The 23,514-nt window shown below is 63.3% G+C and carries 21 protein-coding genes, 2 tRNA genes and 1 pseudogene; 15 read left to right on the top strand and 9 right to left on the bottom strand.

The features are described 5' to 3' along the window. Positions 1 to 112: 112 nt before the first annotated feature. Together VH564_RS14880 and VH564_RS14875 are read right to left on the bottom strand one after the other, a co-directional pair. Positions 113 to 1,372: an arsenic transporter gene (locus VH564_RS14880; RefSeq protein ID WP_423340827.1), complete on the bottom strand. Its 1,260-nt coding sequence runs from the start codon at positions 1,370 to 1,372 to the stop codon at positions 113 to 115. A 195-nt stretch (positions 1,373 to 1,567) separates the two neighbouring features. After that, complete coding sequence (locus tag VH564_RS14875) at positions 1,568 to 1,783, bottom strand: hypothetical protein (RefSeq protein WP_423340626.1); 216 nt, start codon at positions 1,781 to 1,783, stop codon at positions 1,568 to 1,570. 269 nt (positions 1,784 to 2,052) lie between these two features. On the opposite strand from VH564_RS14875, the gene VH564_RS14870 reads away from it, so the two are divergent. The 3 genes from VH564_RS14870 to VH564_RS14860 all read left to right on the top strand — a co-directional run bounded on the left by VH564_RS14870 (position 2,053) and on the right by VH564_RS14860 (position 5,543). Next, entirely contained in the window at positions 2,053 to 4,077 is a 2,025-nt protein-coding gene (locus VH564_RS14870; RefSeq protein WP_423340625.1) for a GAF domain-containing protein, read from the top strand. A gap of 3 nt (positions 4,078 to 4,080) precedes the next feature. Further along, positions 4,081 to 4,467: a response regulator gene (locus VH564_RS14865; RefSeq protein ID WP_423340624.1), complete on the top strand. Its 387-nt coding sequence runs from the start codon at positions 4,081 to 4,083 to the stop codon at positions 4,465 to 4,467. 170 nt (positions 4,468 to 4,637) lie between these two features. After that, positions 4,638 to 5,543: a S1C family serine protease gene (locus VH564_RS14860; protein WP_423340623.1), complete on the top strand. Its 906-nt coding sequence runs from the start codon at positions 4,638 to 4,640 to the stop codon at positions 5,541 to 5,543. A 45-nt stretch (positions 5,544 to 5,588) separates the two neighbouring features. Here VH564_RS14860 and VH564_RS14855 read toward each other — a convergent pair whose 3' ends face one another. Then, positions 5,589 to 5,801 (bottom strand): hypothetical protein, encoded by a 213-nt coding sequence (locus VH564_RS14855; RefSeq protein ID WP_423340622.1) that lies wholly within the window; start codon positions 5,799 to 5,801, stop codon positions 5,589 to 5,591. Positions 5,802 to 6,190: 389 nt separating this feature from the next. Here VH564_RS14855 and VH564_RS14850 point away from each other — a divergent pair, with 389 nt between their 5' ends. Together VH564_RS14850 and VH564_RS14845 are read left to right on the top strand one after the other, a co-directional pair. Next, positions 6,191 to 7,435 (top strand): MFS transporter, encoded by a 1,245-nt coding sequence (locus VH564_RS14850; protein ID WP_423340621.1) that lies wholly within the window; start codon positions 6,191 to 6,193, stop codon positions 7,433 to 7,435. A gap of 174 nt (positions 7,436 to 7,609) precedes the next feature. Continuing rightward, positions 7,610 to 7,843, top strand: coding sequence for a hypothetical protein (locus VH564_RS14845; protein ID WP_423340620.1), 234 nt, complete (start codon positions 7,610 to 7,612; stop codon positions 7,841 to 7,843). Positions 7,844 to 7,989: 146 nt separating this feature from the next. Here the strand turns inward: VH564_RS14845 and VH564_RS14840 are convergent, their stop codons facing one another. Then, positions 7,990 to 8,487 carry a DUF192 domain-containing protein gene (locus VH564_RS14840; RefSeq protein ID WP_423340619.1) on the bottom strand — a complete coding sequence of 166 codons (498 nt, stop codon included), beginning with the start codon at positions 8,485 to 8,487 and terminating at the stop codon, positions 7,990 to 7,992. Continuing rightward, positions 8,487 to 9,065 carry a cold-shock protein gene (locus VH564_RS14835; protein WP_423340618.1) on the bottom strand — a complete coding sequence of 193 codons (579 nt, stop codon included), beginning with the start codon at positions 9,063 to 9,065 and terminating at the stop codon, positions 8,487 to 8,489. Before VH564_RS14835 ends, VH564_RS14840 begins: the two co-directional genes overlap by 1 nt. 194 nt (positions 9,066 to 9,259) lie before the next feature. On the opposite strand from VH564_RS14835, the gene gloA reads away from it, so the two are divergent. The 4 genes from gloA (at position 9,260) to VH564_RS14815 (ending at position 11,375) form a co-directional block, all read left to right on the top strand. Continuing rightward, positions 9,260 to 9,700, top strand: a complete 441-nt coding sequence (gloA, locus tag VH564_RS14830) for a lactoylglutathione lyase (RefSeq protein ID WP_423340617.1) — start codon at positions 9,260 to 9,262, stop codon at positions 9,698 to 9,700. Positions 9,701 to 9,960: 260 nt separating this feature from the next. After that, a complete protein-coding gene (locus VH564_RS14825; RefSeq protein WP_423340616.1) occupies positions 9,961 to 10,764 on the top strand; it encodes a hypothetical protein in 804 nt (267 codons plus the stop codon). A 185-nt stretch (positions 10,765 to 10,949) separates the two neighbouring features. Beyond that, positions 10,950 to 11,024 (top strand) — tRNA-Glu (locus tag VH564_RS14820). Positions 11,025 to 11,300: 276 nt separating this feature from the next. After that, positions 11,301 to 11,375, top strand: a tRNA-Glu gene (locus tag VH564_RS14815). A 95-nt stretch (positions 11,376 to 11,470) separates the two neighbouring features. On the opposite strand, the gene recJ is transcribed toward VH564_RS14815, so the two are convergent. The 4 genes from recJ to VH564_RS14795 form a co-directional block, all read right to left on the bottom strand. Next, positions 11,471 to 13,279: a single-stranded-DNA-specific exonuclease RecJ gene (gene recJ / locus VH564_RS14810; RefSeq protein ID WP_423340615.1), complete on the bottom strand. Its 1,809-nt coding sequence runs from the start codon at positions 13,277 to 13,279 to the stop codon at positions 11,471 to 11,473. A 121-nt stretch (positions 13,280 to 13,400) separates the two neighbouring features. Next, on the bottom strand, positions 13,401 to 14,726 hold the full coding sequence (locus VH564_RS14805) for a homoserine dehydrogenase (protein WP_423340614.1): 1,326 nt from the start codon (positions 14,724 to 14,726) through the stop codon (positions 13,401 to 13,403). Between the two features lie 94 nt (positions 14,727 to 14,820). After that, positions 14,821 to 16,041 carry an LL-diaminopimelate aminotransferase gene (locus VH564_RS14800; protein WP_423340613.1) on the bottom strand — a complete coding sequence of 407 codons (1,221 nt, stop codon included), beginning with the start codon at positions 16,039 to 16,041 and terminating at the stop codon, positions 14,821 to 14,823. 224 nt (positions 16,042 to 16,265) lie between these two features. Further along, positions 16,266 to 16,652: a hypothetical protein gene (locus VH564_RS14795; RefSeq protein ID WP_423340612.1), complete on the bottom strand. Its 387-nt coding sequence runs from the start codon at positions 16,650 to 16,652 to the stop codon at positions 16,266 to 16,268. A gap of 174 nt (positions 16,653 to 16,826) precedes the next feature. Here VH564_RS14795 and phaC point away from each other — a divergent pair, with 174 nt between their 5' ends. The 6 genes and pseudogenes from phaC (at position 16,827) to sthA (ending at position 23,479) form a co-directional block, all read left to right on the top strand. After that, positions 16,827 to 18,668 carry a class I poly(R)-hydroxyalkanoic acid synthase gene (phaC, locus tag VH564_RS14790; RefSeq protein ID WP_423340611.1) on the top strand — a complete coding sequence of 614 codons (1,842 nt, stop codon included), beginning with the start codon at positions 16,827 to 16,829 and terminating at the stop codon, positions 18,666 to 18,668. A 28-nt stretch (positions 18,669 to 18,696) separates the two neighbouring features. Beyond that, positions 18,697 to 19,441: pseudogene (gene sfsA / locus VH564_RS14785) on the top strand (DNA/RNA nuclease SfsA). Between the two features lie 9 nt (positions 19,442 to 19,450). Beyond that, positions 19,451 to 20,287, top strand: a complete 837-nt coding sequence (gene map / locus VH564_RS14780) for a type I methionyl aminopeptidase (protein ID WP_423340610.1) — start codon at positions 19,451 to 19,453, stop codon at positions 20,285 to 20,287. 3 nt (positions 20,288 to 20,290) lie between these two features. After that, positions 20,291 to 21,133 carry a RadC family protein gene (gene radC, locus VH564_RS14775; protein ID WP_423340609.1) on the top strand — a complete coding sequence of 281 codons (843 nt, stop codon included), beginning with the start codon at positions 20,291 to 20,293 and terminating at the stop codon, positions 21,131 to 21,133. A gap of 235 nt (positions 21,134 to 21,368) precedes the next feature. Next, entirely contained in the window at positions 21,369 to 21,971 is a 603-nt protein-coding gene (locus VH564_RS14770; RefSeq protein WP_423340608.1) for a dual specificity protein phosphatase family protein, read from the top strand. 101 nt (positions 21,972 to 22,072) lie between these two features. Continuing rightward, positions 22,073 to 23,479, top strand: a complete 1,407-nt coding sequence (gene sthA / locus VH564_RS14765) for a Si-specific NAD(P)(+) transhydrogenase (protein WP_423340607.1) — start codon at positions 22,073 to 22,075, stop codon at positions 23,477 to 23,479. The last annotated feature ends 35 nt before the right edge of the window (positions 23,480 to 23,514 follow it).

Below are 23,514 nucleotides of genomic sequence, written 5' to 3'. Positions count from 1 at the left end.
ACTACGAACAGGGCCATGCTGACAGCCGATTGCGTCGGCAATGTTCAGAAATTGCGGCTTTTTCCGGACATGGACAACTTGTAACGGAGCACGGGGCCGCGCCTTCGGCGCGTCAGCCGAGGGCGATCAGCGCCAGCAGCGACAGCACCAGCGACGGCACCATCACCACGACGCCGAGCTTCAGAAAGGCCAAGGCGCTCACCTCTATGCCTTCGCGCCGGAGCGCCGAGAGCCAGAGGATGGTCGCCAGCGATCCGGTGACCGAGAGGTTCGGGCCGAGATCGACGCCGATCAGGATCGCTCCGGAGATGGTGTCGGAGGCATGCGCTGCCTGAACCGCGCCGGCTGCCACCAGTCCGGCCGGCAGGTTGTTGACGAGGTTGGCGAGGAAGGCGACGGCAACGCCGGCGACCGCCGCAGTCTGGGCGGGCGCATCGGCGGCGCCAGAAGAGAGCCAGTCGGCGAGCATCTTGGTGAGGCCGGTTTTCTCCAGCGCCTGGACGACGACGAAAAGTCCGGCTACCAGCGGCAGCACGCTCCATGACATCGAGCGCAATGTCTCCATCGGGCTTTCGCGACCGACCACGACGATCAATGCCGCCGTCACCAGGCCGCACACGAAGGTCGGCAGCCCGAGATCGAGCCCGAGCGCCGAAGCGCCGATCAGAATCACCGCTGTCACGACGAGGCCGGCACCGGCGAGCTTTGCCGTGCCGGACAGATGCGGCGACGCTACGTCGGAGGCGACGCTGTCTGCCGCCAGCACCCGGCGCTGGGTGAGGTAAAGGAGCACGTAGGTCGAGATGACGGCGACGACCGACGGCACCGCAAACGTCGCCATCCAGCGCCCGAGCGGTGGCATATGACCGCCGCCGAAGATCACCAGGTTGGCCGGATTGGAGATCGGCAGCACGAAGCTCGCGGCATTGGCGATGAAGGCGCAGATCAGCAGATAGGGGAGCGGCTCCTTGACCTTGGCGGCCTTGGCAGCGGCGTAGACGGCCGGTGTCAGCACCACCGCCGTCGCATCGTTGGAAAGAAAGACGGTGACCACGGTGCCGACGACATAGATCAGCGTGAATAGCCGGATCGGCGATCCCTTGGCGCGGCTGGTGGCGATCGCTGCCAGCCAGTCGAACAGGCCTTCACTGCGGGCAAGCTCGGAGAGCAGCATCATGCCGATCAGGAACAGATAGACGTCGAGCCCCTTGCCTACGCCGATCCAGGCCTCCGGCAGCGACAGCAGCCCCAAGCCAACCAGCAGCACCGCGCCGGCCACTGCCCAGATAGCTTCCGGCCAGCGGAACGGACGCGTGATGACACCAAGCGCCGTCAGCGCGGCGATGCCCCAGGTAAGCGATACGGCAGACATCATCGCAGGCTGCGCTGCATCTTTGGCGTTGCCCGCATGTCTGTATCTCCTGTCCGTCGATCCAATATCTGTGCCCGCCGGCTGTGTCGAAACCCAACCGCGCGGCCGGCCCTTTACGCAGCGCCGACGCGGTGGATCACATGGCTGTACATCGCCCTTCCTGAGGCGGTGGCGGATGGGCGCCGTTGCGCAAGATTACTCGGCCACCTTCTTGCGGGTCGCCTTTTTCTTCGGCGGAGCCTCGGCGGCGGCCTTGGCATCTGCCTCTTCCTTGGCAAGGCGCAAGGCGCGCAGCCGCGTGGTCTTGGCTTCCCGGGCGCTATCGCGCGCATCGATCAGCTGGTAGGCAGCCTCGTTGGTCGCATCGATCTTGGTGATGGCGGTCGGTCGTTTCGTCGGTGCGTCGCTCATAAGCCAATCTCCGCCTGATGATCATAGCCAAAGTCGCAGGCCGAAAAACACCGCCCAGACCGCTATCTATTTGACTCGTCGTCCGTTCCGTGCGGTAACGAACTGACGTGAGTATGTTCGCGCAATCAACACCAAGCGGCCCTTGAGGTCAATCGACGCTTCTGCGGATAATCATTGATGTGTAAGAACTGCCTGGCAACTCCGTTGCCGACACGCCTCTCCCGCGCCTCGCGGTTCGACCGTCTAAGACAATGGGACCTTGTCCAGGCATGATGTCCGATGACTTGATCCCAACGCCTTTCGATTCGGCCGACCTGGACCACCTGCGTCGCCTCGAAGCGCTGGAAGCCTATGATATCCTCGATACCGCGCCGGAACCCGAATTCGACGACATCGTGCTGATCGCATCTACGGTGTGCTGCACGCCGGTATCCCTGGTGAGCCTTGTCGAGACGGAGAGGCAATGGTTCAAGGCGCGTATCGGCTTCGAGGCTTGCGAGACACCGATCGCCCAGTCGGTCTGCTCGCACGCGCTCGCAATGAACGAACTCCTGATCATCCCCGACCTCACCGCCGATGTCCGCACGCGCAACAACACGTTGGTGACCGAAGCGCCGCATATCCGCTTCTATGCCGGCGCCCCGCTCGTCGTCCCCGACGGCACCGTCATCGGCACGCTCTGCGTCATCGATACTGTCCCGCGGCCGCAAGGCCTTGACGACAACCAGCGCAAAGTGCTGCAGGCCCTGTCGCGTCAGGTCGTGGCGCTGATGGAGACGCGCCGCGTATCCCAGCGCAAGGACGAATTGTTCCAGCGCCAGAAGCGCCTCGCGGCCAGCATTCGGTTCAACGCCAACAAGACCGTGGCGGCGCAGAAGGCAGGCCGGATCGGCACCTTTGAAATCGACATCGCCACCAACATGATCCGCGGCTCCGACGAGTTCTGCCGCATCTTCGACATCGCGCCGGCCGACCTCATTCCGACCTCGCAGCTGGAAGCGCTGATCGTGCCGGAGGATCGCCATATCCACTCCAACAACGCCACGCGCCGCGACGCCCGGGCCGCGACCGAAGTCGAATACCGTATCCAGACCGCAAATCGCGGCATCCGCTGGATCGCCCGGCATGCGAGCTACGAGCACGATGCCTCCGGCAGGCCGATTACCATGTTCGGCACGGTCCAGGACATCACGACATCGAAGCGCGAGGCTGCCCGCGTCCAGGCCCTGCTCGACCTCGGCGATCGCCTCAGGGATCTCGACGACGTCGAATCCATGGCTCTCGCCGCCTCCGACCTGATGGCCAAGGCGCTCGATGCCAGCCGTGCCGGCTTCGGCATCGTCGACCCGATTGCCGAAACCGTGATGATGCAGCCGGAATGGCGGGCACCCGGTGTCTCCAGCCTCGTCGGCCTCCATCATTTCCGTGACTACGGCAGCTATATCGACGAGCTGAAGGCGGGCCAGACGGTTATCGTCACCGACGTCGTCAACGACCCGCGCACGGCGGACAAGGCGCAGGCGCTTGTTGACATCGGCATCCGCGTGCTGGTCAACCTGCCGATCTTCGATCATGGCCAGTTCAATCTCGTCGTCTTCGTCCATCATGATCGACCCCATGACTGGACCAGCCAGGAGATCGCGCTCGTCCGCAGCTTCGGCGACCGGATGCACCTTGCCATCGCCAGACTGCAGGCCGAGGCCGACCAGGACATGCTGAACCGCGAGATCGGCCACCGCCTGAAGAACACCTTCGCCATGGTGCAGGCAATCGCTTCGCAGACCTTGCGGCCGATCGTCGAGCAGGAGCATGTCCGCAACTTCGAGCGTCGCCTGCATGCCTTGAGTTCGGCCCATGATTCGCTGCTATCCCAGGACGGCGACGGCGCCGACATCGGGACCGTCCTCCGCCGCACCGCCGACACGTTGGGGGTCCTGGAACGCATCGACGCTATCGGTCCGGCCATAAGCTTCGGGCCGCGCAGTACCCTGTCGGTCTCGCTGTTGTTCCACGAGCTGATGACCAACGCCATCAAGTACGGTGCCCTTTCCGAGCCGGGCGGGCGCGTCGTGGTGGAATGGCAGGCGGCCGCCAAGGGCGACGACAGTGTGCTGACGCTGCGCTGGACGGAGCGCGGCGGACCTCCGGTCGTCGAGCCGGAACGCAGCGGCTTCGGTTCGAAGCTGATCAAGCGCGGTTTTATGGGAACAGGCGGCGTCACGCAGAGTTACTCTAGCCTGGGCTACTCGGTCGAAATGACTGCAGCGCTGTCCCAGCTTCAAAGGGCGAGCTGACGCATGACACAAAGCCCGCCCGCTGCCAAAGAGATCGTCCTCGTCGTCGAGGATGAACCGTTGCTCCGAATGATGGCCGCCGATATCGTCGAGCGCGCCGGCTTCGAAGTCGTCGAGGCGACCGATGCGGCGGAAGCCGTGTATATCCTCGAAACGCGCACGGACATCCGGATCGTCTTTACCGATATCGACATGCCCGGAAGCATGAACGGCATGCGTCTGGCTGCCGCCATCCGCGACCGCTGGCCGCCGATCGACATCATCATTACATCAGGTCATTTCAGGGCCGGCGAACTTCACCTGCCGGGGCGCAGCGTGTTCTTCGCCAAGCCATATGATTCCGTTGCACTGACCGCGACCTTGCAACAGATGGCGGCGCAGCGGCACTAAGTCTCGTCATCAAAGACCGCAAGCCATTGCTCCGCCGCATTAATCGTTGCAATTTGCGCAAGCCCGCTCTTGCGCCGCGCGCCTCGCGTTCATACCTATTCAGGATGAGATTGGGGCGGCTAGCGCTCTGCTATCAGCCCTCCGCCGAACTGACGCCGCGAGGAAGACCCATGCCAATCGAAAAAATCCTGCCATCGATCGTCGCACTCCGCTCGAGCATTCCCGAGGACGCTTTCACCGCCTCGACGCTTGGCACCATTCGCGAAGGCAGCGGCGTGGTCATCCGCGACAACGGTCTCGTGCTGACCGTCGGCTACCTGATCACCGAGGCAGAAGAAGTCTGGCTGACGCGCCGCGACGGCAAGGTGGTACCGGCCCACGCGCTGGCCTTCGACCAGGAAACCGGCTTCGGTCTGGTCCAGGCGCTCGGGCCCCTCGATGCCCCGGCCATTCCCTTTGGCGACGCGACCGCTACCGAGCTCGGCGACGCCGTGGTGCTCGTCGACGGCCTCGGCAATGCCGTCTCCTCCAAGATCGTCGCCAAGCAGGAATTTGCCGGATACTGGGAATACCTGCTCGACGAAGCGCTGTTCATCTCGCCGGCGCATCCTTCCTGGGGCGGTGCCGCCCTGATCGACGAGAACGGCAAGCTCCTGGGCGTCGGCTCGTTGCGGCTGCAGATGAGCCAGGGCGGCCGGGTGGCCGATATCAACATGGTGGTGCCGATCAACCTTCTCGCGCCCATCCTCGATGACCTGCTCAATCGCGGCCAGATCGACAAGCCGCCACGCCCATGGCTGGGTGCCTTTTCGGCGGAGAACAATGGTGAAGTGGTGGTGATGAACGTCACGGCTGGCGGTCCAGCGGCGGAAGCAGGCCTGAGGCCGGGCGACGTCATCTCTGAAATCCGCGATGCTGAGGTCGACGGGTTGGCCGACTTCTATCGCCAGGTCTGGAACAGCGGGCCAGCTGGCTCCGAGATCCCGATGCGTGTGCTGCGAGACGGACGCGAGGCATGGCTGCGCGTCAAGTCCGCCGACCGCGGCAGCTTCCTGAAGAAGCCGCAGATGCAATAGGCTGAAATCTACCGCCCGGCGCGCCCAAGCGCCGGGCAGTCGTGATCAGTTGAAATCCTTCGATTTGGTTTTTTTCGCGAGCTTGAGCACGTGATCGTCGGCTATGTCGGCAAGAACGATCGCGATCTCCATCTCGCGCCATCCGGCAGCAAGAGCGTCGGAGAGCAACTGAGCGAAGGCGACCTCCATCGCGCGCTGACAATCCAGCGCGCGGTCCTGGTCTTTTCCTGTGTTCGGTGGCGAAATATGGCTACCCATGGTTTTACCTAAAAAATAATGAAGCTGTTAACTCTTCCTCTCCCCATAGCGCATAGGGTCGGATGCAAGCGGCCCATTTTTGGGCCCAACCCGATATTGCGTCCCTACCCCATCATCGCGTCACCTCCTCCCGGCACTACGCATTGGCAAGCTCGCCATTACAATGACTCAAATCAACTTGAGATGGCAGAAAAGTCGATTTTGGCATAGTCCACAAGCTGGTTGTCATCGGACTGATGCGCATGGGCCTGGGGGGACCCGGAACCATTTTTGTATTGAAGCGTTGCGCAGTCCGAAGTAGCAAGTGCGAATATGGACTCGTTTTCAATCTGATAGATGTTCAGTTGCGCATTGGCTGAAGCGGCCGCGCGGACTTTCCGGAGGTATGCTTGCAGCGCTCTTCGATTTCCGGCCTGTCCGGCCGCACGCTTGTTGCCCTTGCTTTCGTCAATTTCTTTCTGGCCGATGCCCGCGACGGACTGGGTCCCTTCCTGGACGGTTTTCTCGCCACGCACGGCTGGACGCCGATGACCCTCGGCTTCATCGCCACGATCGGCGGCGTCCTTGGCATGATCACGACGCCGCTGTTCGGCGCCTGGGTCGATGCCTCGACCCACAAGCGGATGCTGATCATCCTGCCGGTCATCCTTGTCACGGCTGCTGCCGTCTGGACGCTGGTGAGCCCGGACGATTTTTCGGTGTTCGGCGGGCAGTCGGCAACGGCGGTTGTCGGCGCCGTGGTCGGACCGGCACTGATGGGCCTGACACTCGGGCTCGTCGGCCAGAGGGCCTTCTCCCGCCAGGTCTCGCGCAATGAATTCTGGAACCACGCCGGCAACGTCGTGTCGCTGGCGGGCGTCTATGCCGCCTCGACCTACTTCGGCCTTACCGGCATCATCGCGCTGATGATCGTCACGGCGGTTGCCACCATCGTCGCCGTTCTCGCCATCGATCCCAGCAAGATCGACGACAAGGTGGCGCGCGGCCTCGGGCAGGACGACGGCGCGACCGCCCCCTCCGGCTTCAAGGTGCTGGCCGGCAGCAAGGGCCTGATCCTCCTGGCCGTCACCTTGCTTGTCTTCCATTTCGGCAACGCGCCGATCAGCCGGCTGATCGCTCAGGACTTCTCGCTGCAGCTCGGCACGCCGTTTCGCACCACGGCGATCACCACCGGCGTGTCACAGCTGTCGATGATCCTGATGGCCCTCAGCGCTCCCTGGCTGATCCGTCGGTTCGGCCTCGGCGCGGTGTTCGTGATCGCGCTCTGCGCGCTTCCCATCCGCGGCGCCATCGCCGGCAGCTTTCATAATTTCGATGCGATCTTTCCCATCCAGATCCTCGACGGTATTGGCGCCGGCCTGATCGGCATCGCCACGCCGATCGCCGCCGAACGCATCCTTGCCGGCAGCGGCCGCTTCAACGTCGGCCTTGCCGCCGTGATGACCGTCCAGGGGATCGGCGCGTCGCTCAGCAACGTCGTTGCCGGATGGCTCACCAAGGAGGGAGGCTATGCGCTCGCCTACTGGGTCCACGGCGGCGTCGCGCTCATCGCGCTCGTCATTTTCCTCTATGCCCGCCACAGCATCGCCCCCGACCGCAAGGAGCATCCGGAAACCAAAGCTGCGGAGGCATAGCCGAGGCTGTGCTACGGGGCGAAGGCCCGGTGTCGGACGACGCGTGTGCTAGGACCTCCGGGCTCACCACGCGATCATCCGTGCTCTCTCGCCCGAGGCCAAGACCGAAGCAAACCGCGGCTTGACTTCTGGGCCGAACAAGAACATTTTGAGAACAAATAAAGGGCATGCAGTATGGCGGCGGAAAAATTTATCATCATTCCTTACAAGAAGGTCCGCAATGGCCTGGCGCCGGGCGAGATGCGCCAGGCATCCAATGCCGCCAGTGCCGAGAAGATTGCCGCAGCCATGTCGGAACGATTCGTCGGCGTTGCCGCCTATGCCGTCATTGTCGACGAGGAAACCGGCGACATGACCTCGCCGCGCCTGCTGGCGCGCCATGGCGAGATCGCCGATCTCAATCCCTGACGCCTGTCGCAATCTGCCCGGTTCGGCCTGTTCAATCGCCTGACGCGTGATTCCCCTTTACAAAGGGAGATGCCTTGGAGAGTTTTTTGCGCCTGCTCCAGGGCACACGGGCCGGCGTTGGCAGCGTTCCTGTCCCCAATTCGCCCTCAGCGCTGCCCGATCGTCGGGCTCGTGGCCTTGTCGCCGACGGCAAGACCGAGCTTGCGAACGATGCCGGCGTTGACTTCGATGACATATTTCACCGGGCCACCGGAATCGATGATCGTGCGGGAATAGGGCACGGCATTCTGGACGACATGGGTCACCTTGCCCGAGGCATCGAGAAACAGCATGTCGAGCGGCAGGACGGTGTTTTCCATCCACATCTGCACCCTTTGGGCTTTGTCGAATTCGAACAGCATGCCGTGATCGGCTGACATCTGGGTGCGGAACATCAGTCCGTATTCGCGCTGGGCGCCGTCGAGCGCGAGCTCGACGGTGAACGGATGGCTGGCGCCGCTCTTCGTGGCGATGGTCAGCGTTTCACTGGAAAACTGCGGCGCGGTCTTCGCAGCATCTGCTGCCGAGGCCGTAGCAATCAGGCTGGCAGCAAAAAAAAGCGCCAGGACGGCGCTTTTGACGATTTTGACAATGCCTGATGTCATCAGTGCGACCTGCCGACCGGGCTTGGCGTATCGGGGTGGATTTCCGCTGCCATCATGCCCTTGTCTCCAGGTCCGAAGCGCACCAGCACCACCTGACCGGGACGCAGCTCGGTGAGGCCGAAGCGGCGCAGCGTTTCCATGTGCACGAAGATGTCCTCTGTGCCCTCGCCCCGCGTCAGGAAACCGAAACCCTTGGTCCGGTTGAACCATTTCACGATGGCGCGCTCGAGGCCGCTGGTTGGTGTCACCTGCACATGGGTGCGGGCGGCCGGCATCTGCGAGGGATGGAGGGCGGTCGACTGATCCATCGACAGGATCTTGAAGGCCTGGTAGCCGCGCTCGCGGCGCTGGATGAGAGCGACGATGCGCGTGCCTTCGAGGATGGTCTGGTAGCCGTCACGACGCAGGCAGGTGACATGCAGCAGCACGTCCTGCATGCCGTTGTCGGGAATGATGAAACCGAAGCCCTTGGCGACGTCGAACCACTTTACGAGGCCAGTGATCTCGATGAGATCGACGGCTTCGCCCGCCAGCTCCTCAAAGTCGGCAATCTCAGTCGATGAAGTCCTGTCACCCATCTTCGCCAGCCCCTTGGATACACGTTACGCTGTTACGGTTAACTGATTCTCGAAATCAAGATTAACATCTTGCTAACGGGAATGCACAAGTCCTGTTTTGTTTATTCCCGCCGCCGTTTTCGCCAGCTACACTTGCCTGAGGCTGGTGTTCGCACAGATAAGCATGAGCCCAATCACATCACGAAGGATAAAGTATGCGTTATCTCCACACCATGGTCCGCGTCAAAGATCTCGACGCCTCGCTGCATTTCTACACGACGCTGTTCGGGCTGACCGAGATTCGCCGCTACGAGAACGAGAAGGGCCGCTTCACGCTGGTCTTCCTCGCCGCCCGCGACGACATCGACCATGCACGAACCCACATGGCGCCGGCCCTCGAACTCACTTACAACTGGGACACCGAAGACTACGACGGCGGCCGCAACTTCGGCCATCTCGCCTATGAGGTCGACGATATCTATGAAACGTGCCAGACACTGATGGATGCCGGCATCGCCATCAACCGCCCGCCCCGCGACGGCCACATGGCCTTCGTCCGTTCGCCGGATGGCATTTCCATCGAAATCCTGCAGAAGGGCGACAACCTGCCGAGCACTGAGCCCTGGGCTTCGATGGCCAATACCGGCGCCTGGTAGGCCGAGGCTTTCCCGAGGCTTGCAGGAAAGACGAATGCCTGCCTGCAAGCCGCTTTCGCCCTTGCCGATCCGCCGGAGCGCGGTTCATGGTCTGGCTACTCGAAGCATCACGCATCGAATCGTCGCGGCCATGTCTTTCTTCCGCCGGCGGATCACGGCGTCGTCCCTCCGGACAGCGGTGCTTTTTGAGAGCTATCGCGGGGGCCGATTCTTTGGGCAGATTTCAGACGACTTCAGACAGACATTTCATGGCGAGGACCGTGACAGCGACCGCCTGTCTCATGATGCTGTCCGGCTGCATGACCTCAGCCAAGGACAAGGCACAGCAGACGGCATCGACTGCGGAGCCGGCACCCGAAGTGGTGATGCGCTCGCCCGCCGAACAACTGGCGGCAGAGATGAACGCCAAGGCGCAGGCGCAGGCGCAGAAGCCCGGCGGCTATCGCGATCCACAGGTCCGCACGGCATCGGGCCAGCAGCTTGTCGCCCAGCAGCAGGCATCGACCGGCCTCTACCCCAATGCGCCGCAAACGCCCCCACCAGGCGCCCCGGCGCCCGCCAATATCGGCGGCCTCATCACCCAGCCGACCGGCGTCAATGCCAACCGCTCCAGCATCTATGCCGCCCCGGCGCCGATTGCCGTCAATCCCGATGGGACGCTGGCGCCGGTCTCGGCCTACGCAGCACCGGCGTTGCGCAATGTCTACAGCCTGCCTCCCGGCGCGATGGCCGACCAGGCCCAGCCGATGCCGGTCTCCAACCAGGCCGCGCAGGGCATGCCCCCGGCAAGCCCACCCCCTCCGGCCCCGACGGTGGCCTATGGCAGCGGCGGCAGACCGACGGCCGACGCAACGCCGTCCCACATCCTGCCGGCACCCGGCAAGGGACACCACCTCACCAGCCAGGAATCGCTGATGATGGCGCGCAACCTTGCCTCCGGCGGACAGAGCACACCGCAGAACGCGATGATGCCGCAGGCCTCCTCCGGGCTGACGCTACCGCCCGGCGTGACCTTGCCACCGGGCGTCACCCTGACCCCGGGAATGGCGGCCTCGCTGAAGTAGCATTCGCCCGGAAAACAGTGCCCGGGCCCATGCGAACACATCCGAAAGCGGCCGCAAGCTGCTGTTTACGCCCGTAAATCACCCCATGACAAAAATGCGATATGACTTGTGATTTTTTTCGCGAAAAAGCCAAATGACCGCTTGCGGGATCTGAAACACGCCCCTATAAGGGCGCCACAAGTTATGCGCCCTTCGTCTATCGGTTAGGACGACAGATTTTCATTCTGTAAAGAGGGGTTCGACTCCCCTAGGGCGTACCACTTGTTCTTCCCCTTCATCGCTGAAATTCTACCGCGTTTGTTGCCAGGCGGCGGCTACGGGATGACCATTTTGCTTTCCAGCCTGCGCCCTCCGTTCATCGATGAGAACCGTAAATTCCCGTTCGACCAAGAGCGGTTAGGCTCTCCGAGAGCACACCGGCATCGTTGATCGGGGCCGCGTTCTGCGCCTGTGGAAAAACCGCTTTTCATTGTGAATTTGTGACGATTTTCCGCTTGCGGGATCGGAACGGCCTGACTATAAGGGCGCCACGGTATGCGCCCTTCGTCTATCGGTTAGGACGACAGATTTTCATTCTGTAAAGAGGGGTTCGACTCCCCTAGGGCGTACCACCGTCTTCCCCTTGAATTTGATGATTTTTCTCTGCCCGCACAAGCGGTGGACGTACGCGCGTCCATCCCACGCGACGCATGAAACGCGTTGCCCGTTACAATGCCTTGGCGGCGTCGGTGACGCGGAGCTGGACGCGGCGCGAGCCCTGCCAGTGGTCGGCACCCAATGTTCCCGCCACATGCAGCTGCGCCCCGCGCGAGCCCAGCAGCAGGTCGCCCAGCGGCGTCTCGGCGGCGCGGAAGGCGATGCCTTCGAGCCGGCCGCCATCCATCGCCTCCAGCGTCACCTTGATGTGGTTCTGGCCGACCAGGCGCGAATCGCGGAGCCGATGGCTGGGGATGGCGAAGATCGGCTGCGGATGGCCCGAACCATAGGGCCCCGCCGTCTCCAGCTGGTCGACCAGCTCGACGGTGGCACCGCTGGCACCGAGCGCGCCATCGATCTTCAGCGTTGAATCGGCGACGAGGCCGAACACCTGCTTTTCGGCCCGCTCGGCAAAGAAGGTTCTGAGCTTGCCGAGATTGGCGCGCTCCACCGTCAGACCCGCCGCCATGGCATGGCCGCCGCCCTTGACCAGCAGCCCGGCGTCGACCGCCGCGCGCACCATCTTGCCCATGTCGAAACCGCTGATCGAGCGGCCGGAGCCGGTGCCCTTGCCCTGCGAATCGAAGGCGATGGCGAAGGCCGGCCGGCGGAAGGCGTCCTTCAGCCGCGACGAAATCAACCCGACGATGCCGGGATGCCAGCCCTCATGAGCCGTGACGATGACGGCGGCGCCCTCGCCATTGCCGTATTCGGCCAGCGCCTCGGCCTCCGCCTCCTTCAGCATGACGGCTTCCATCGCCTGGCGCTCGCGGTTCAGCTCGTCGAGCTTCTCGGCAATGACGTCGGCTTCGGATGTGTCGGTCAATGTCAGTAGCCGGCTACCGAGTCCTGCATCGCCGATCCGGCCGCCGGCATTGATGCGCGGGCCGATCATGAAGCCGAAGTGATAGGGCGTGACGGGGCCGGCAAGGCCCGCCTTGCGGAATAGCGCCGCCAGGCCCGGATTGCCTTGGTGGCGCGCGGCGAGCAGGCCCTTGACGACATAGGCGCGGTTCAGCCCCTTCAGCGGCACCACGTCGCAGACGGTGGCGAGCGCCACGATGTCGAGCCAGGCGAGCAGGTCGATGTTGCCGGCGCGCAGGTCCCCCGCCTGGCGCAGCAGCCTGAGCGCCGCCACCAGCACGAGGAAGACGACGCCGGCCGCGCAGAGATGGCCCTGCCCCGACAGGTCGTCCTCGCGATTGGGATTGACCAGCGCATGGCAGTGCGGCAGCGCGTTTCCGACCTGATGGTGGTCGATGACGACGACGTCGATGCCGCGCGCCTTGGCGGCATCCAGCGATTCGAAGCTGGTCGAGCCGCAGTCGACGGTGACGATCAGCTTGGCGCCGTTGTCGATCAGCTGGTTGATGGCGGTCGGATTGGGGCCGTAGCCCTCGAAGATGCGATCCGGGATATAGATCGTCGCCGGCACGTCGAAGTGACTGAGGAACTTGTACATCAGCGCCGAGGACGCCGCGCCATCGACGTCGTAATCGCCGAAGATCGCAACGCTTTCGCCGTTGCGCACCGCCTGCAGCAGCCGCTCGGCCGCCTTCTCGCAGTCGGTAAGCTTGTGCGGGTCGGGCATCAGGCCGCGAATGGTCGGATCGAGAAAGGCCATGGCCTCGTCGAGACCGACGCCGCGACCGGCCAGCACGCGAGCGATGAGATCGGCCATGCCGTGGGTCTGGGCCATGGCCAGCGCGCGGTTCTGCCCGGCCTGGTCGAGCCGCGACACCCAGCGATTGCCGGCAGCCGAGCGCTCGACGCCAAGGAAAGCCCGCTGTACGGGGTCTGCCGGTTCGATCGGTCCCATCAGTTTGGTCGGATCCGTTCTGTCTGTGGTGGCAGGCCGGGCCTCATGCGTCGGCCTCGCCTGGTTTCTGAGCAGATCGTCGCAAACGCCGGATGCGTCTCCACGATCCGGCGACAGCGTCCTATTGCTCGTGCTTCGGCCGCTCTATGCGGATGACCTGCGGCTCGCCGACCAGAAAGCCGTCGGACTTGATCGCTTCCACCGCCTTGCGCACCGAATCCTCCGTTGTCGCATGGGTGACGAGGATGATCGTCTGCTGGTCGGAGGGCGACAGGTGCTGCTTCGAGCGCTGCACGATCGATTCCAGCGAAATGTGGTTTTCCGCCATGCGACCGGCGATGCTGGCGAACACGCCGGTGCGGTCCTGTACGCTAAGGCGGATGAAGTAGCCGCCCTCGTGGCTCTGCATCTGTGCCTTGCGATAGGGCTCGAGCGATTTTGCCGGATGGCCGAGCACGGGGACCCGCTGGGCGCCCGGCTGGCTCTTGGCGATATCGGCGATATCGCCGAGCACGGCCGATGCCGTGGCATTGCCGCCGGCCCCGGGGCCAACCATCAGCAGTTCGCCGAGAATGTCGGATTCGATCGCCACCGCATTGGTGACGCCGTCGACCTGGGCGATGACCGAATCGAGCGGCACCATCGTCGGATGGACGCGCTGCTCGATGCCGGTCTCGGTGCGCTGGGCAACGCCGAGCAGCTTGATGCGATAGCCGAGATCGGCGGCAGCCCTGATATCCTCGATCGAGATGTTGGAGATGCCCTCGAGATAGATATCGTCGGCGGCAAGCCGGTTGCCGAAGGCGAGCGTCGTCAGGATCGCCAGCTTGTGGGCGGTGTCGTTGCCGTCGATATCGAAGGCCGGGTCGGCCTCGGCGTAACCGAGCCTCTGGGCTTCCTTCAGGCAGTCGGCAAAGGACAGGCCCTCCTTCTCCATCCGGGTCAGGATGTAGTTGCAGGTGCCGTTCATGATGCCGTAGATGCGCGAAATCGTGTTGCCGGTGAGCGACTCGCGCAGCGCCTTGATAACCGGAATACCGCCGGCGACAGCCGCCTCGAAGTTGAGCAGCGTGCCCTTCTCCTCGGCGATCTCGGCGAATTCGACGCCGTGATAGGCGAGCAGCGCCTTGTTGGCGGTGACGACGTGAAGGCCGCGGGCAAGGGCTGCCCGCACCGACGCGTTTGCCGCGCCCTCGGAGCCGCCGATCAATTCGACGAAGACATCAATATCGGCCTTGTGGGCGAGATCGACCGGTCCGTCGAACCATTCGACGCCGGCAAGATCGATGCCGCGATCCTTGCTGCGGTCGCGGGCCGATACGGCGACGATCGTGATCGGCCGGCCGCAGGTGGAAGCCAGTTCCGCGCCGCGCTGCTGAATGATACGGACAAGCGAGGCACCGACGGTGCCCAAGCCCGCAATGCCGATTTTGAGGGCATCTGCCATGATCGATCCTGATATTTTCGCAAAGAAGCAGCCGCTTGTGACGGCCGCCCTTTAAGTTGGCAAGTGGGCAGCCGCTTGGCGGCTGCCCTTGAAATTAGCGGTGGGCGTTGAGCGAGATGACGTTGTGCATCGTCTCGTCGGCCGTCGACAGGAAGCGCTTCAGATTGCGCGCCGCCTGGCGGATGCGGTGCTCGTTCTCGACAAGCGCGATGCGAACGTAATCGTCGCCCATCTCGCCGAAGCCGATGCCGGGGGCAACCGCGATGTCGGCCTTCTCGACCAGCAGCTTGGAGAATTCCAGCGATCCGAGATGGCGGAATTTCTCCGGAATCTTCGCCCAGGCGAACATCGTCGCTGCCGGCGGCGGGATTTCGAAGCCGGCCTTGCCGAAACTCTCGACCAGCACGTCGCGGCGGCGCTTGTAGATCGAGCGCACCTCGGCAATGTCGGAGCCATCGCCGTTCAGCGCGTGGGTGGCGGCGACCTGGATCGGCGTAAACGCGCCGTAGTCGAGATAGGATTTCACCCGCGTCAGCGCTGCCACCAGCCGTTCGTTGCCGACGGCAAAGCCCATGCGCCAGCCGGGCATGGAGAAGGTCTTCGACATCGAGGTGAACTCGACCGCGACATCCATCGCGCCGGGCACTTCGAGAACCGAAGGCGGCGGGGCGTTGTCGTCGAAGTAGATTTCCGAATAGGCGAGATCCGACAGCACGATGATGTCGTGTTTCTTGGCGAAGGCGATGACGTCCTTGTAGAAATCCAGCGTCGCGACATAGGCGGTCGGGTTGGACGGATAGTTGAGAATCAGCGCGATCGGCTTCGGGATCGAGTGCTTGACGGCCCGCTCCAGCGGCGGAAAGAAGCTGTCGTCCGGCTCGACCGACATCGAGCGGATGACGCCGCCGGCCATCAGGAAGCCGAAGGCATGGATCGGATAGGTCGGGTTCGGGCAGAGGATGACGTCGCCCGGCGCAGTGATCGCCTGGGCCATGTTGGCAAAGCCCTCTTTCGAGCCGAGCGTGGCGACGACCTGCGTGTCGGGATTGAGCTTGACGCCGAAGCGCCGGGCATAATAGCCGGCCTGGGCGCGACGAAGGCCCGGAATGCCCTTCGACGAGGAATAGCGATGGGTGCGCGGGTCCTGCACGGCTTCGCACAGCTTGTCGACGATCGACTGCGGGGTCGGAAGGTCGGGGTTGCCCATGCCGAGATCGATAATGTCGGCGCCGCCCGCTCGCGCGCTGGCCTTCAAACGGTTGACCTGTTCGAAGACGTATGGCGGCAGGCGCCGGACTTTATGAAACTCTTCCATTTCTTTCCCCATGGGACGGCGGTGATCGAGGCATTGGCGAAGTTCGTGGGCTTGCCGGACCACCGCGATACGAACTTCGGAATCGCGGTGCCGTATTCTCGTTTGACGCGAGGGATGCGGTGAATGTTGGGCGAGAACCGGCGATTTGCCGTCTCAAACCAGCAGGATACATCGAAACGCGGCTGAATTGAACCCTTTGCGTGCAGAGCGGCGGGTATGCCAGGCTAGTTCTGCAAATCGGAAAGGGTCTGCTGCTGCTCGGCCGCCAGTTTGCGCATCTCCGCGACTTTGGCGTCGTACTGCGCCTGGGTCAGGGCGCCTGAATCGCGTGCGGCACCCGCCGCGGTCAGCTGGTTGCGTATGTCGAGCGCCTGCGCGTCGCTGATCTGGACGTTCGCGGCCGTAATCGGGGTATTGAAGTCAGGAAAGCCGTTCTTGTTGAGCTGGCCGGTTTCGCCGACGGGCTTACCGTTCGCCGACTTCATCACCACGGCAGTGGGGGCCGCACGCTTGCGCGCGTCTTCCGCCTGCTTTTCGGCGATCGTCTTGCAGCCTGTCAATGTCAGCGCGATGAGACCGCAGACCACGGAATACCGGTAGAAACTTGCCACTATGCCGCCGCCTATCATCGTTTAACCGCCTGGTCTTCATTGTCCGATGCGACTGTTAGATTCGTCGCGGCGGCAAAGCAAGAGCAGGCCTGCTCGTCATTGGAACTTGTATTCCATTTCCCCGCCGATGTACAAACGGAAATGAGATCAAGCACCGCCGCCGGAGAATGACGCGTGAGCGACAGCAAACGGGACGATAGCGCGGGCAAGCCGCCGCCCTCAGATAAGGACGCAGCGTCGGCAGATCCCTACAAGGTAAGGGATGCCGAGGCGATGGCGATGAATTTCGCCCGGGCGCTGGAAAATCTCGGCAAGGCCGCCTCCGCCTGGCTGGCGCCGCGCGAGCGGGGCGACAGGGTCGAAGCGGATGATTCGATGAGCGACATGGTGAAGACCCTGTCGGGCGTCTCGGACTATTGGCTGTCGGACCCGCAGCGCGCCTTCGATGCGCAGACGAGATTGCTGTCCGGCTATTTCGGCCTCTGGACGCAGTCGATGCAGCGGCTGTCAAATCCCAACGAGACGCCGCCACCGCAAGCGCCTATCAAGGACAAGCGGCTTTCAGGCGATGATTGGCAGAGCAATCCCTTCTTCGATTTCCTGCGCCAGACCTACCTGCTGACTTCTGACTGGGCGGAGACGCTGGTGAGCGAGGCGGATGGGCTGGATGCGCATACGCGGCACAAGGCCTCGTTCTACGTCAGGCAGATCATGGCGGCGATCTCGCCGGCCAACTTCATCGTCACCAACCCGCAGCTCTATCGCGAGACGGTGGAGACCAACGCCGAAAACCTGGTACGCGGCATGAAGATGCTGGCCGAGGACATCGGCGCCGGCGGCGGCGAGCTGAAGCTGCGGCAGACGGACATGAGCCAGTTCGCGCTCGGCCGAAATCTGGCGATGACACCGGGAAAGGTGGTGGCTAAGAGCGACATATGCCAGATCATCCAATACGATGCCGCCACCGACAGCGTCCTCAAGCGACCGCTTTTGATCTGCCCGCCCTGGATCAACAAGTTCTACATCCTCGACCTCAATCCGGAAAAATCCTTCATCAAATGGTGCGTCGACCAGGGACACAGCGTGTTCGTCATCTCCTGGGTCAATCCGGATGCACGGCATGCGGAGAAGGACTGGAACGCCTATATCCATGACGGCATCGACCTGGCGCTCGACACCATCGAGACGGCGACAGGCGAGCGCGACGTCAACGCCATCGGCTATTGCGTCGGCGGGACGCTGATGTCGGCGGCGCTGGCTTTGCATGCGGCCAAGGGCATTGCCCGCGTCAAATCGCTGACGCTGCTGACGTCGCAGGTCGACTTCACCCATGCCGGCGATCTCAAGGTGTTCATCGACGAGGCCCAGTTGCAGGCGCTGGAAAGGCAGATGGGCAGCAAGGGTTATCTCGATGGCTCGAAGATGGCGACCGCCTTCAACATGCTGCGCGCCTCGGAACTGATCTGGCCCTATTTCGTCAACAACTACCTGAAGGGCCAGGAACCCCTGCCCTTCGACCTGCTCTACTGGAATGCCGATTCGACCCGCATGTCGGCGGCCAACCACCTTTTCTACCTTCGCAGCTGCTACCTCGAGAATGCGCTCAGCGAGGGTAGCATGGTGCTCGACGGCGAGACCTTGTCGCTGAAGGACATAACCGTCCCTGTCTACGACCTTGCCACCCGCGACGACCACATCGCGCCGGCCCGCTCGGTGTTCGAGGGGGCAAGATTGTTCGGCGGCGAAGTCAACTTCGTGGTCGCGGGCTCGGGCCATATTTCAGGCATCGTCAACCCGCCTTCGAGGCGCAAGTACCAGTTCTGGTCGAACGGACCCGACACCGAGGATTACGATGCCTGGCTTGCCGCTGCCACCGAAACCCCCGGCTCCTGGTGGCCGCACTGGCAGGCCTGGATCGAGGCGCGCGATGCCACGCGGGTTGCGCCTCGCAAGCCCGGCGGAGATGCGTTGAGCCCGATCGAGGACGCCCCCGGTTCCTTCGTGATGCAGGCCTGACAGAGCCTTTTCATTGCAGCGAGCACCCATGCAGTTCGAACGTCCCTTGGTGCCCGCCCGCCTGGTCGCCCGCTACAAGCGCTTCCTGTTCGATGCCGAACTGGAGAGCGGCGGCCTTTGTCACCGGCTTCTGCCCGAACACCGGCTCAATGCGCGGGCTGACGACGCCGGGGGCGCGCATCTGGCTGTCGGAGCACGATAGCCCGACGCGCAAGTACCGCCACGTCTTCGAATTGATCGAAGCGGACGGGACGCTGGTCGGCGTCAACACCGCCATGCCCAACCGGCTTGCCGAGGAGGCCATCCTGGCTGGCCGGGTCAAGGACCTCGCGGGTTATGCCGGGCTCAAGCGCGAGCAGAAATACGGTCGAAATTCGCGCATCGACCTGCTCTTGACCGACCCTTCCAAACCCACCACCTATGTCGAGGTCAAGAACGTGCATTTCACCCGGACGCCGGGGCTTGCCGAATTTCCCGATACGGTGACCTTGCGCGGCGCCAAACATCTGGAAGAACTCGGCGACATGGCGGAACGAGGTCACCGCGCGGTGATGCTCTACATCGTCCAGCGCGACGATTGCAGCAGCCTGCGCATCTGCGGCGATCTCGATCCGGGCTATGCACTTGCCTTTGCCCGGGCACAGCGGCGCGGCGTAGAGGCTTTTGCCTTGAAATGCCTGATATCACCGCTTGAAATAACGGCGGCAGGATTGATCCCGATAGACGAACCCGGCATAGCTGCATTACAAACGCGAACGACAATCTTGGACTGAAGGCAGATCATGGTGAACTACATCGAAGCAGCGACGGCGTCGCCCAAGAACACGGGGGCAATCCGCCTTTACGGGGACGACGCTTTCGCCGGCATGCGCAAGGCCTGCCAGCTCACGGCGCGCTGCCTGGACGAAGTCGCGGCCCTCGTCGTGCCCGGTGTCGCCACCGACGTGCTCGACCGCTTCATCTTCGAATTCGGCATGGATCACGGGGCCTATCCGGCAACGCTGAACTATCGCGGCTACACGAAATCGAGCTGCACCTCCATCAACCATGTTGTCTGCCACGGCATTCCCAACGACAAGGGACTGCGCGAGGGCGATATCGTCAATATCGACGTCACCTATGTGCTGGATGGCTGGCATGGGGATTCCAGCCGTATGTATCCCGTCGGCCCCCTGAAGCGGGCGGCCGAGCGGCTGCTTGAAGTCACCTACCAATCGCTGATGCTCGGCATCGCCGCCGTCAAGCCGGGTGCGCGCATCGGTGCCATCGGCGAGGCAATCCAGACCTATGCCGAGGCGGAACGCTGCTCGGTGGTGCGGGATTTCTGTGGCCACGGCGTCGGCAGCCTGTTTCACGATTCGCCCAACATCCTGCACTACGGCCGCGCCAGCGATGGCCCGGAAATCCGCGAGGGCATGATCTTTACCATCGAGCCGATGATCAATCTCGGCAAGCCGCACGTCAAGGTGCTGGCCGATGGCTGGACGGCGGTGACCCGCGACCGGTCGCTGTCGGCGCAGTACGAACACACCGTCGGCGTCACCACGACCGGCTGCGAGATCTTTACGCTGTCGCCCGCCGGGCTCGATCGGCCGGGCCTTCCTCCTTATCAAGGGTGAACCATGGCCAAGCGCCCCGGTCTGGACAATGGACTTGGCGAGACAAATCCGGGTGCCGATGCATTGCCGGGCGAACTCGAGCCGGGGCTTTATGACGAGCGGATGTTCTTTGCCGAACAACCGGCCAAGGGCGGCGACATGCCCAAGCGGATCGATCTCAAGAAGATCGATCCGATGGCCCATGTCCATGGCCACCGCGAGCGGCTGAGGACGCGCTTTCGGGAAAACGGCGACGCGGCCCTTGCCGACTACGAGATCCTCGAGCTGCTGCTGTTCCGCCTGATCCCGCGCCGCGACACCAAGCCGATCGCCAAGGCGCTGATCGACCGTTTCCAGACCCTCGGCGGCGTCATGGGCGCTCCGACGGCGCTCTTGCAGGAGGTCAAGGGCGTCGGCGAGGCCGTGGCCCTCGACCTGAAGCTGATGGCCTCGGTCGCCCAGCGGATGCTGAAGAGCGATATTCGCGGCAAGCAGGTGCTGGCTTCCTGGTCCGCTGTCATCGACTATTGCCATAGCGCCATGGCCTATGAACAGCGCGAGCAGTTCCGCATCCTGTTCCTCGACAAGCGGAACACCCTGATCGCCGACGAGGTGCAGGGACGCGGCACGGTCGACCACACGCCGGTCTATCCGCGCGAGGTGGTGAAACGGGCGCTGGAGCTCTCGGCCACCGCGATCATCCTCGTCCATAACCACCCCTCCGGCGACCCCACCCCGTCGCGCGCCGACATCGACATGACCAAGACCATCGTCGATACGGCAAGGCCGCTCGGTATCGTCGTCCACGATCACATCATCATCGGCAAAGACGGCCATGCAAGCTTTAAGGGCTTGCGGCTGATCTGACACCGTGACATCCGCCCTGAGCTGATCCTTCGGGGCCGCCGCCCCTCTTAGGGCTTTCTGCGGCACGCCGATCAGGCGCATCTCCGTCAAGAATTCTTCACAATCTCTTCAGCTGGCTGTCAGCCTGAAATGGCAGAACGACGTCGGTCGTGACGATGGCATTTCGGTGCCGCACGGCTCGCCGAAATCGATCGTTCCAAGCGCGCCTGCCACTTCGGCTGGCCCCGGAGATACCATGCAGACAGCAGCCCGCTTGCGCCGCTTTCCATCCCTGCGCCGTGTAGCCCGGGGATTTTTCATTTTTGGTATCTTGCCCGCCTTGGCGGTGGTTGGTGGCTTCTACGTCCACATGGTCCTCACCACCAATTTCTATCCGGTCATAGCGGGCGAGCTCTATCGCTCGTCGCAGCCATCTGCAGCGACCATCGCCACGCTTCAAAAGCAGTATGGCATCCGGACGATCATCAACCTGCGCGGCGAGAACAGCGGCCATGGCTGGTACGACGCGGAGGTCGCCGAAGCGAAGGAACTCGGCATCAACCACATTGATTTCCGCATGTCGTCACGGCACGAACTGACGCAGGAGCGGGCCGCCGACCTGGTGCAGCTTATGCGCGACGCACCAAAACCGCTGCTGATCCACTGCCAGGCGGGCGCCGACCGTACGGGCCTCGCGACCGCTCTTTATCTGGCCGCCATCGACAAGCGCAGCGAGAGGACTGCGGAAGCCCAGATGTCCATCTTCTACGGCCATATCTCGCTGCCGATCAGCGCCGCCTATCCGATGGACGAGACCTTCGAAAAGCTCGAGCCATGGCTGGGTCTGACGAATTCCTGATTGTCCGCCGTTAGACAATCTGTAACATTGCTCCGCTACCGATGAATTGCGCCTATTGTTGCGGCGCAGCAGTGATTCTCGTCTATCCAGCGGAGCCTCAGATGTACCAGTACGATCTCATCGTTGTCGGCAGCGGGCCGGCAGGCCGCAGGGGCGCCATTCAGGCCGCCAAGCTCGGTAAGACGGTCCTGGTCATCGAGCGGGGCAAGCGCGTCGGCGGCGTCTCCGTCCACACCGGCACTATCCCCTCCAAGACGTTGCGCGAAACCGCGCTCAACCTCTCCGGCTGGCGCGAACGCGGCTTCTACGGCCGCGCCTACCGTGTCAAGCAGCAGATCAGCGCCGAGGACCTGCGCCGTCGCCTGCTGATCACCCTCGACCACGAGGTCGAGGTGCTCGAGCACCAGTTCTCCCGCAACCATGTCAGCCACATGCGCGGCACCGCGAGCTTCATCGATCCGCGCACGCTGGAGGTTACCAAGGAAGACGGCGAGATCGTCCGCGTCACCGGCAATGCCTTCCTGCTGGCCGTTGGCACGAAACCCTTCCGCCCGAGCTACATGCCGTTCGACCACGCGACCGTGCTCGACAGCGACGAAATCATCGAGATGGACACCCTGCCGCGCTCCATGGTCGTGATCGGTGCCGGCGTCATCGGCATCGAATATGCGACGATCTTCTCCTCGCTCGACACCCAGGTGACGCTGCTCGATCCGAAATCGACCATGCTTGACTTCATCGACCGGGAAATCGTCGAGGATTTCACCTATCAGCTGCGCGACCGCAACATGAAGCTGCTGCTCGGCCAGAAGGCCGACAAGGTGACGCGGCTGGAGAACGGCAAGGTCGAAGTCACGCTCGACAGCGGCCGCCGCATCGTCACCGACATGGTGCTGTTCGCCGCCGGCCGCATGGGCGCCACCGACGACCTCAACCTTCCAGCCGCCGGCCTCGAGGCTGACAGCCGTGGCCGCCTCACCGTCAACCCGGAAACCTTCGCCACCAGCGTGCCGCATATCTTCGCCGCCGGCGACGTCATAGGCTTCCCGAGCCTTGCCTCGACCTCGATGGAGCAGGGCCGCATCGCCGCCCGCGTCGCCGTCGGCGCCATCGCCAAGGAACCGCAGAAATATTTCCCCTACGGCATCTATGCCGTGCCCGAGATCTCCACCTGCGGTCTGACCGAGGAAGAGGTCAAGGAACGCGGCATCCCTTACGAATGCGGCATCGCCCGTTTCCGCGAGACCTCGCGCGGCCACATCATGGGGCTCGACACCGGCCTGTTGAAGATGATCTTCTCGCTGAAGACCCGCCGCCTGCTCGGCGTCCACATCGTCGGCGAAGGTGCCACCGAGCTGGTCCATATCGGCCAGGCCGTCCTCAACCTGAAGGGGACAGTCGAATATTTCGTCGAGAACACCTTCAACTACCCGACGCTCGCCGAAGCCTACAAGATCGCCGGGCTCGATGCCGGCAACCGCATGGGCGATATCAAGTCCGAGCTGTAGAGGGCGTCGCGCAGGCGTCAGCCCGTCGCAGCGCG

Source organism: Rhizobium sp. HT1-10 (genome assembly GCF_049472505.1).
GTDB lineage: Bacteria > Pseudomonadota > Alphaproteobacteria > Rhizobiales > Rhizobiaceae > Rhizobium.
The sequence above is the reverse complement of the archived record's forward strand: the minus strand, read 5'-3'. Positions and strand labels throughout refer to the sequence as shown.

Excerpts from the sequence above, each read along its gene's own strand:
- VH564_RS14845 (WP_423340620.1), top strand. The coding sequence starts at position 7,610 with ATGGCGGCGGAAAAATTTATCATCATTCCTTACAAGAAGGTCCGCAAT.
- VH564_RS14840 (WP_423340619.1), bottom strand. The coding sequence starts at position 8,487 with ATGACATCAGGCATTGTCAAAATCGTCAAAAGCGCCGTCCTGGCGCTT.
- VH564_RS14860 (WP_423340623.1), top strand. The coding sequence starts at position 4,638 with ATGCCAATCGAAAAAATCCTGCCATCGATCGTCGCACTCCGCTCGAGC.
- gloA (WP_423340617.1), top strand. The coding sequence starts at position 9,260 with ATGCGTTATCTCCACACCATGGTCCGCGTCAAAGATCTCGACGCCTCG.
- VH564_RS14855 (WP_423340622.1), bottom strand. The coding sequence starts at position 5,801 with ATGGGTAGCCATATTTCGCCACCGAACACAGGAAAAGACCAGGACCGC.
- VH564_RS14875 (WP_423340626.1), bottom strand. The coding sequence starts at position 1,783 with ATGAGCGACGCACCGACGAAACGACCGACCGCCATCACCAAGATCGAT.
- VH564_RS14865 (WP_423340624.1), top strand. The coding sequence starts at position 4,081 with ATGACACAAAGCCCGCCCGCTGCCAAAGAGATCGTCCTCGTCGTCGAG.
- VH564_RS14870 (WP_423340625.1), top strand. The coding sequence starts at position 2,053 with ATGATGTCCGATGACTTGATCCCAACGCCTTTCGATTCGGCCGACCTG.
- VH564_RS14880 (WP_423340827.1), bottom strand. The coding sequence starts at position 1,372 with ATGTCTGCCGTATCGCTTACCTGGGGCATCGCCGCGCTGACGGCGCTT.
- VH564_RS14770 (WP_423340608.1), top strand. The coding sequence starts at position 21,369 with ATGCAGACAGCAGCCCGCTTGCGCCGCTTTCCATCCCTGCGCCGTGTA.
- VH564_RS14805 (WP_423340614.1), bottom strand. The coding sequence starts at position 14,726 with ATGGCAGATGCCCTCAAAATCGGCATTGCGGGCTTGGGCACCGTCGGT.
- sthA (WP_423340607.1), top strand. The coding sequence starts at position 22,073 with ATGTACCAGTACGATCTCATCGTTGTCGGCAGCGGGCCGGCAGGCCGC.
- radC (WP_423340609.1), top strand. The coding sequence starts at position 20,291 with ATGGCCAAGCGCCCCGGTCTGGACAATGGACTTGGCGAGACAAATCCG.
- VH564_RS14800 (WP_423340613.1), bottom strand. The coding sequence starts at position 16,041 with ATGGAAGAGTTTCATAAAGTCCGGCGCCTGCCGCCATACGTCTTCGAA.
- VH564_RS14835 (WP_423340618.1), bottom strand. The coding sequence starts at position 9,065 with ATGGGTGACAGGACTTCATCGACTGAGATTGCCGACTTTGAGGAGCTG.
- map (WP_423340610.1), top strand. The coding sequence starts at position 19,451 with ATGGTGAACTACATCGAAGCAGCGACGGCGTCGCCCAAGAACACGGGG.
- recJ (WP_423340615.1), bottom strand. The coding sequence starts at position 13,279 with ATGGGACCGATCGAACCGGCAGACCCCGTACAGCGGGCTTTCCTTGGC.